Genomic DNA, 8726 nt, shown 5'->3' with positions numbered 1-8726 from the left:
TCTTCTTCGGAAACGAAGAGTGTGTGATTGACACGTGAAACAATCAAATACAACGTTATTGAGATTTACCAATCATCTCCTTAACTACACTATTTGCTAGAAAATAAACTAGCGATGCGGAAGTGGCGGAATTGGTAGACGCACCAGATTTAGGTTCTGGCGCCGCAAGGTGTGAGAGTTCAAGTCTCTCCTTCCGCACCATCATTAGAGACCCAGCTTTTTAGCTGGGTTTTCTTTTATCTGAAATATACAAATCTGCTAACCACATCACCAAGTATTTCCCCTAGATTCAGCACTTAGTTAACTTTTTATAAGACAATGTCGGCTCCACTTTTACATCGAGTATGACAGCGCTATGAGAACTCTCCCTTTAACCATCGGTTGCTACACAGAAGATCCAAATGGAAGCCAAGGTGTATATCAAACTCAGTTAGATCTGGAAACAGGTAAGCTGAACCCTCCACAACTGATCGCAAAGTGCATTAACCCCTCTTTTGTTGTCTCTACAAAGCTGGGCATCTATACCGCATCTGAAATCGACCAACAGTCCCAACCTCAGCTATTTCACGTCTCAGAGACAGATTCAAACGTCCCATCCAACTCTGGGTACATATTGGGGGATCACCCTTGCCATATCTCGATAGATCCTAACCATAAGTTTGCCATCACCTCTCAATACTCTTCCGGCACATTCGATATTTTTAGTTTGGGTATCAACGGCAACATCGATAAACGAATTAAAACACTAAAAATGTCAGGTTCTGGCCCTAACCAAGATAGACAAACAGGGCCACATGCTCATCAGTCGCTGTTCTTAACGCACTCGCCACAGTTTGTCACCGTTGATCTTGGTGCCGATAGCATCAACTTCTACTGCTTCGATGAGGAGCAAGAGGAGTTTTTGGAAGAGCCAGTACAATCTATTCAAGTTCCTGCGGGCAATGGGCCTCGTCATATGGTTTTCAATAAGTCTGAAGACAAAGCCTATGTTGTCTGTGAGCTATCTGAAACGATTCTAATGCTAGAGAAAGCCGTTGGACGTTGGCATATTGCCGAGGAGATAGATGCGCTTCCTAATACAGAAAAAGGAGAAGCGGCCGCAGCGATCAAGCTATCGCCAGATGAGCAGCATCTTTATGCCTCTTGCCGACATCAATCAAGGATCAGTCACTTTAAACTCGACCCAGTGAATCAAAAGCCGGTTTTTGTGGATAGCTATCGTACTGAAGGCAACTTCCCTCGTGATTTTCATATTACCAATGATGGAGAGTGGCTAATCGCGGCAAATCAACACTCCAACAATCTCACCTCTTTCAAACGCAATAAACTAGACGGCTCTTTAACCTACAGCGGTCATTCTTTGGAAGTGGGTTCGCCGGTTTGTGTAACACAACAAATATCGTGAGTAGCAGATACAAAAAAGGAGAGCATTGGCTCTCCTTTACTTCTTTAGCTGTACGAGACTATAAACTACAGCCCCAAAGCATACTTCAATACTTGGTTTTTAATTGGTCCAGAGTTCTCTGCAAGCTTTAATGCTGCATTGCGAACAAACTTAAGTGGGCCAAGGTCATTGCTAAACGTTTTGTAGAAGAAGTCCATGCCACTCTGCATGATGAGGTTATCCCCTCTTCTTTTAACCTCGTAGCTTCTTGCGACAGAGTCTGTTAACTCACCCTGCTCTTTGGTCAGGCTGATTAGAGCTGCCACATCTTTAAAGCCTAGGTTAACTCCTTGACCAGCCAGAGGATTGATGGTGTGTGCAGAATCTCCGACCAAGATACAGTTGTTCTGAGCGTAACGCTGAGCATGTCGACGAGTTAGTGGGAAAGAGCCCGATTGAAGCACTTTAATATCACCCAGCTCCGCAGGGAAATGGCTTAACACTTCTGCACGCAGTTTCTCTGGACTCATTGCTGACAATTGCTTAATGCGTGACGGTTTGTCGTACCACACCAAAGAGCCTTGCCCCGCTTCCTTACCCTCTTCCGTAAGCGACGCCAAAGGTAAAAAAGAACGAGGGCCACTTGGTAGAAATTGTTGCCAAGTAATGTCTTGCTGAGGAAGTTCTGTCTCGACATTGATCAGCATACAGTGTTGGCGATAATCCCAAGCCGTGATACCAATTCCCGCTTGCTGACGAACAGCCGAATTCGCGCCGTCTGCACCAACAACCCATTTAGCTGATAGACGCAAGCCAGACTGCAACACCACAGTGTTCGTTTCACCAAATTCAATGGTATCGAGCTTTTCTGGGCATAACAGTTCAATATTGTCATAGCGTTCAAACTGCGCCCACAACCCAAGTTGGATAAGGCGGTTTTCAACGATATAGCCCAGTCGAGGTAACTCTAGAGATGCAGCATCAAATCGCGTACGGCACTCTGGATGTTCCCAAGTCTCTAAGCGTTTATATGTGCAAACTCGCATATTCTCGATTGCATCCCAAGCACCTAGCGAATCCAACAGATCCACAGAGGCTTGAGAGATCGCAGAGACACGAATGTCCATAGGTTGTGTCTTTTCGAAAGCTTGCGGGGCAAATCCCTCGATCACCGCGACACGCATACCTTGCTGCGCAAATCCGATAGCGGTTGCTGCACCAACCATACCACCGCCGACTACCACAATATCGTAACTGTTCATATTTTGTACTTATCAGTTTGATTCAATGACTGTTTTTGATTGTACGTTTTCACAACTTACTTGTAACCAAAAACCTTAATCTCAAAATGGACAATCCCTTGCTGCGTATAGTGTTTCTCGAAATAACTAACAATCTTAACGAGAATAAAAACCACTACATAAGAGATTTTGCTAGACCACTAGTCAGTCGGTTTTGAAACCAGTACAATACGCCGCTTGCTGTTAGGGTCGCGTTATTTTAGCCATATTTAGAGGCTATAATAGAGACCATAACCGCGGATTAACACTGGGCGATTTGCTCCCTTAAATTAAACTAACGATCGAGCGAACAAAACATGAGTAAGAAACTGCTAATTAAAACTTGGGGCTGCCAGATGAATGAATATGATTCATCAAAAATGGCTGACCTGCTAAATGCCGCAAATGGCTATGAGCTAACAGAAGTACCTGAGGAAGCAGATGTACTACTACTGAATACCTGTTCTATCCGCGAAAAAGCGCAAGAGAAAGTATTCCACCAGCTTGGTCGTTGGAAAACGCTAAAAGACAAAAAAGACGGTGTTGTGATCGGTGTGGGTGGCTGTGTAGCGACTCAAGAAGGCGACCACATTCGTGAGCGTGCGCCATACGTTGACGTAATCTTTGGCCCACAAACACTGCACCGCCTACCAGAGATGATCAAACAATCTCTGAGCGATGAAGCGCCAGTAATGGACATCTCTTTCCCAGAGATCGAGAAATTTGACCGTCTACCAGAGCCACGCGCTGAAGGTGCAACAGCATTCGTTTCTATCATGGAAGGCTGTTCTAAGTACTGTACTTACTGTGTTGTACCTTACACTCGTGGCGAAGAAGTTAGCCGTCCAATGGATGACGTGCTATTTGAAATCGCACAACTTGCAGACCAAGGTGTACGTGAAGTAAACCTACTAGGCCAAAACGTAAACGCGTACCGTGGTCCAACGCACGAAGGCGACATCTGTTCATTTGCAGAACTACTTCGTCTTGTAGCTTCTATCGATGGTATCGACCGTATCCGTTTCACAACGAGCCACCCACTTGAGTTTACTGACGATATCATCGCTGTATACGAAGATACGCCAGAGCTTGTGAGCTTCCTGCACCTACCAGTACAAAGTGGTAGTGACCGCATCCTAACGATGATGAAGCGTCCTCACACAGCTATCGAATACAAGTCGATCATTCGTAAGCTACGTAAAGCTCGTCCTGATATTCAAATCAGTTCTGACTTTATTGTTGGCTTCCCAGGTGAAACAGCAATGGATCACCAAGCAACGATGAAACTAATCAAAGACGTAGATTTCGATATGAGCTTCAGCTTTATCTTCTCTCCTCGTCCAGGTACACCTGCTGCAGATTACCCATGTGACGTGCCTGAGCAAGAGAAAAAAGAGCGTCTATACGAACTACAACAAGTGGTTAACTCTCAAGCAATGCGTTACTCACGCCTAATGCTTGATACAGAGCAACGCGTTCTTGTGGAAGGCCCGTCTAAGAAGAACCTAATGGAGCTTCGCGCGCGTACTGAAAACAACCGTGTTGTTAACTTCGAAGGCAGTGCCGACCTTATCGGTCAATTCGTTGATGTGAAGATCACTGATGTATTCGCTAACTCTCTACGTGGTGAGCTGGTTCGTACAGAAAAAGACATGGACCTACGTACTATTATCTCTCCAACTCAGATGATGGCGAACACCAAACGTGAAGACGAGCTAGGTGTAGCAACATTTACGCCGTAAGCGAAACATCTAGATTCAGCACAAAGCTGAACTGCAAAGCTTGAAATTACCTAACTAAGTGACCATCTTAGAAATAGGGAAATCGCCACTAGAAGCCCGGTCCCAATCGGGCTTCTTGCTCTTTGTTTATTGAAAAGAGTGGGTGGCACAAAATGAGAGGCTAATTTGAGCAATAAAATCGTTACCCTAGAGATCAATCTAGAACCAGCAGATAACCGTCGCCTTGCAAGCCTATGTGGCCCGTTCGATGACAACATTAAACACCTCGAACGCCGTTTAGGTGTCGAGATCAACTACCGCAGCAACTTTTTCACTATCGTCGGCAAGCCTCACACGGCTGCAGCTGCGCTTGAGATCGTTAAGCGTCTGTATGTTGAGTCTGCTCCGGTGAAAGGTAATATTCCAGATATCGAGCCAGAGCAAATCCATCTGGCGATTAAAGAGTCTGGTGTCCTAGAACAAACAACAGAGTCAAGTATTGAGCACGGCAAAGAAGTGTTCATCAAGACTAAGAAAGGCGTGATTAAGCCACGTACGCCAAACCAAGCGCAATACCTAATGAACATGGTCACTCATGACATCAGCTTTGGTATTGGTCCTGCAGGTACAGGTAAGACTTACCTAGCGGTGGCAGCAGCAGTAGATGCACTTGAGCGCCAAGAAATCCGTCGTATTCTACTAACACGTCCAGCAGTTGAAGCTGGCGAGAAACTCGGCTTTCTTCCAGGTGACTTAAGCCAGAAAGTCGATCCTTACTTGCGTCCTCTTTATGACGCACTGTTCGAGATGCTGGGTTTTGAACGTGTTGAGAAACTGATTGAGCGTAACGTGATTGAGGTTGCACCTCTTGCGTACATGCGTGGTCGTACTCTGAACGATGCCTTCATCATTCTTGATGAAAGCCAGAACACCACGGTTGAACAGATGAAGATGTTCCTGACCCGTATCGGCTTTAACTCACGTGCGGTAATCACGGGTGATATCACCCAAATCGATTTACCTCGTGGTGCGAAGTCTGGTCTACGTCACGCAACAGAAGTATTGAGCGAAGTCGACGACATCAGCTTTAACTTCTTCATGTCAGAGGACGTGGTTCGTCACCCAGTTGTTGCTCGTATCGTTAACGCGTATGAGAAATGGGAAGCGAAAGACCAAAAAGAGCGTAAAGAGTTTGAACGTCGTAAGCGTGAAGAGCGTGAGGCCAAACTGCTTGAGGCTCAACAGCCAGCTGAGAAACAATTAGCAACACAAAATAGCTCTGTAGTTGCGCAGCAAGGTGATAAATAGATGTCTATTGAACTAGACCTGCAATTAGCAGTCGAAGATGAACAAGGCTTACCGACTGAGCAAGACATTCAGCAATGGTTGGACAAAACCATTCCACAATTCCAAGAGAATGCGGAATTGACCATTCGTATCGTTGATACGGAAGAGAGCCACCAGCTGAATCATGAGTATCGCGGAAAAGACAAGCCAACCAATGTGTTGTCTTTCCCGTTCGAGGCGCCTCCGGGCATTGAGCTCGATCTTTTAGGTGATCTCATCATTTGTCGCCAAGTGGTAGAAAAAGAAGCAGAAGAGCAAAACAAGCCTCTGCTAGCACACTGGGCTCATATGGTTGTACATGGCAGTCTGCATCTGCTAGGTTATGATCATATCGAAGATGATGAAGCTGAAGAGATGGAGTCACTCGAGACAGAAATCATGCAAGCTATGGGGTATGAAGACCCTTACATCCTAGAAAAGTAAACCGATTCTAGGAAGATAGGTTGCAGAGAAACAGCAGCTCCACGAACCTTGAAACACTATTGGTATCTGAGTTGTTATGTGTGCTATCACACTTCTGATAGCGTTATTTTTTGAGAAATCATGAACGAAGGTAACCCCCCCACTTCTGAGGGAAGTAAAAAATCTGAAGGTCCGAGTAGAAAGTCCTTCTTTGAACGCCTAGGCCAACTATTTCAAGGCGAGGTAAAAGACCGCCAGGAGCTCGTAGATGTAATCCGCGACTCTGAAATTAATGACCTAATTGACCATGACACTCGCGACATGCTTGAGGGTGTAATGGAAATCTCTGAGATGCGCGTGCGTGACATCATGCTACCGCGTTCTCAAATGGTCACAGTTGAACGCACCGATGATTTAGATACATTGATTGCGTTGATTACTGATGCTCAACACTCTCGCTACCCAGTGATCAGTGAAGATAAAGACCATGTAGAGGGCATTCTTTTAGCGAAGGACCTACTTAAGTATTTGGGCTCAGACAGCGCCCCATTTGACATCGAGCAAGTGATTCGTCCTGCGGTTGTTGTTCCAGAAAGTAAGCGTGTTGATCGCCTACTCAAGGAGTTCCGTGAAGAGCGTTACCACATGTCTATCGTTGTCGATGAATTTGGCGGTGTATCGGGTCTTGTAACCATTGAAGATATCCTCGAAGAAATCGTTGGTGAAATTGAAGACGAGTTCGACGATGAAGAAGAGTTAGACATTCGTAAGCTGAGCAAGCATACCTTCTCAGTAAAAGCTTTAACCACTATTGAAGAGTTCAATGATACATTTGGAACCACCTTTAGTGATGACGAAGTGGATACTGTTGGTGGTATGGTAATGACAGCCTTTGGGCATCTGCCGACGCGCGGTGAAATTGTAGAAATCGAAAACTACCATTTCAAAGTAACCTCTGCGGATAACCGTCGTGTGATTCAATTACAAGTGACGATCCCAGACGAGCAACCTCTTCCAACTATCGAAGAATAACAACTTCTCTCTAAAGAGATGACATAATTTAGATGACTAAACCATTTATTCATCGCCTACTACGGCCGCTTGCGGCCGTTTTTGTTGGCGCTATCACCACCCTCTCCTTTGCTCCATATTCTTTCTGGCCTATTGCCATTCTTAGCCCTGCTATCCTTCTTATCCTGCTGCATAAGCAAGGTACGAAAAGTGCTCTCTGGACAGGTTACGCATGGGGTCTAGGTCAATTTGCAACGGGCATTAGCTGGGTTTACGTCAGCATTGATGGCTTTGGCGGTATGCCTTTAGCCGCAAACCTATTCCTAATGGGTCTGTTGGTCGGCTATCTCGCGATCTATACCGGTTTATTTGCGTGGGCACTCAACCGCTTTTTCCCGAATAATAATCTCACTCGCTTTTTCCTTGCAGCGCCTGCTTTATGGCTAATAACCGACTGGTTGCGTGGCTGGGTAATGACGGGCTTCCCGTGGCTTTGGCTTGGTTACAGCCAAATTGAGTCTCCACTGGGCTCATTTGCGCCAATTGGTGGTGTAGAGCTGATTACCCTAGTCGTGATCGTATCTGCGAGTGCACTGGCTTATACGGCGATTAATCGAGCCTGGAGCGTGGGGTTGATTCCTGTGGTTTTATTGAGTGCAGGTTTTGGCATTCGAAACATTGACTGGGTGACACCGAATCCAGACAAAACCACATCAGTCGTACTCATTCAGGGGAACGTCGACCAAGACTTAAAATGGTTACCAAGCCAGCGTTGGCCGACCATGATGAAGTACACAGACATGAGCCGTGATAACTGGGGTGCAGATATCATAATCTGGCCAGAAGCCGCAATCCCAGCATTTGAGGTTGAGATCCCATCCTTCCTTCGCAACCTTGATAGCGCGGCGAAGATGAATAACAGCTCAATCATCACTGGTGTGCTCAATCAGTCGGAAGACAAAAAGTACTACAACAGCATTCTCTCTCTTGGGGTAAATCCATATGGAGAGTACAGCTACGACCCAAGTGAGCGCTACCACAAACACCACCTACTTCCGTTTGGTGAGTTTGTGCCGTTTGAAGACATCTTGCGCCCACTGGCGCCGTTCTTTAACTTGCCAATGTCGTCGTTTAGTCGCGGTGATTTCATTCAACCAAACATCGTGGCGAATGGCCGCCACCTAGCACCTGCACTGTGTTACGAAATCATCTTTAATGATCAAGTTCGTCAGAACGTGACCGAAGATACAGACTTCATTTTAACGCTCTCTAACGATGCGTGGTTTGGAAGTTCAATTGGTCCACTTCAGCATATGGAGATCGCGCAAATGCGTGCTCTAGAGCTTGGTAAGCCAGTTATTCGCTCGACTAATAACGGTGTGACGGCGGTAACTGACCACAAAGGCAAAATCGTTGAACAAGTACCTCAGTTCGAGACAGCAGTGTTAAAGGCTGAACTTATCTCTACCGATGGTCAAACACCTTATCGTATTGTAGGCACGTGGCCACTTTACGTTTGGGTGCTATTGAGTTTAGTAATCGGCTGGCGCTTGAGAGAGAAAAGCTAGATTCGAGATTCGA

Annotated in this window: 7 protein-coding genes and 1 tRNA gene; 7 read left to right on the top strand and 1 reads right to left on the bottom strand. The window is 45.9% G+C overall.

What is annotated here, in order from left to right; genetic code table 11:
• Window positions 1–116 precede the first annotated feature (116 nt).
• Window positions 117–201: transfer RNA gene (locus tag KI655_RS23785), tRNA-Leu, on the top strand.
• A 154-nt stretch (window positions 202–355) separates the two neighbouring features.
• Window positions 356–1405, top strand: coding sequence for a lactonase family protein (locus KI655_RS23780; RefSeq protein ID WP_285409179.1), 1050 nt, complete (start codon window positions 356–358; stop codon window positions 1403–1405).
• A gap of 65 nt (window positions 1406–1470) precedes the next feature.
• Here KI655_RS23780 and KI655_RS23775 read toward each other — a convergent pair whose 3' ends face one another.
• Window positions 1471–2646 (bottom strand): 2-octaprenyl-3-methyl-6-methoxy-1,4-benzoquinol hydroxylase, encoded by a 1176-nt coding sequence (locus KI655_RS23775; protein ID WP_285409177.1) that lies wholly within the window; start codon window positions 2644–2646, stop codon window positions 1471–1473.
• A 335-nt stretch (window positions 2647–2981) separates the two neighbouring features.
• Between KI655_RS23775 and miaB the strand changes: the two genes are divergently transcribed.
• From miaB to lnt, 5 genes are all read left to right on the top strand, one after another.
• Window positions 2982–4406 carry a tRNA (N6-isopentenyl adenosine(37)-C2)-methylthiotransferase MiaB gene (gene miaB / locus KI655_RS23770; RefSeq protein WP_150871337.1) on the top strand — a complete coding sequence of 475 codons (1425 nt, stop codon included), beginning with the start codon at window positions 2982–2984 and terminating at the stop codon, window positions 4404–4406.
• Between the two features lie 165 nt (window positions 4407–4571).
• Window positions 4572–5693 (top strand): PhoH family protein, encoded by a 1122-nt coding sequence (locus KI655_RS23765; RefSeq protein WP_285409174.1) that lies wholly within the window; start codon window positions 4572–4574, stop codon window positions 5691–5693.
• Window positions 5694–6155 carry an rRNA maturation RNase YbeY gene (gene ybeY / locus KI655_RS23760; RefSeq protein WP_032551451.1) on the top strand — a complete coding sequence of 154 codons (462 nt, stop codon included), beginning with the start codon at window positions 5694–5696 and terminating at the stop codon, window positions 6153–6155.
• A 120-nt stretch (window positions 6156–6275) separates the two neighbouring features.
• Window positions 6276–7166 (top strand): CNNM family magnesium/cobalt transport protein CorC, encoded by an 891-nt coding sequence (gene corC / locus KI655_RS23755; protein ID WP_152468291.1) that lies wholly within the window; start codon window positions 6276–6278, stop codon window positions 7164–7166.
• Between the two features lie 32 nt (window positions 7167–7198).
• On the top strand, window positions 7199–8713 hold the full coding sequence (gene lnt, locus KI655_RS23750) for an apolipoprotein N-acyltransferase (protein WP_285409172.1): 1515 nt from the start codon (window positions 7199–7201) through the stop codon (window positions 8711–8713).
• Window positions 8714–8726: the final 13 nt, after the last annotated feature.

Source organism: Vibrio sp. D404a (assembly GCF_030248535.1).
Lineage (GTDB): Bacteria > Pseudomonadota > Gammaproteobacteria > Enterobacterales > Vibrionaceae > Vibrio.
Note: the sequence above shows the minus strand (reverse complement) of the source record. Positions and strands in the feature narration are given on the sequence as shown.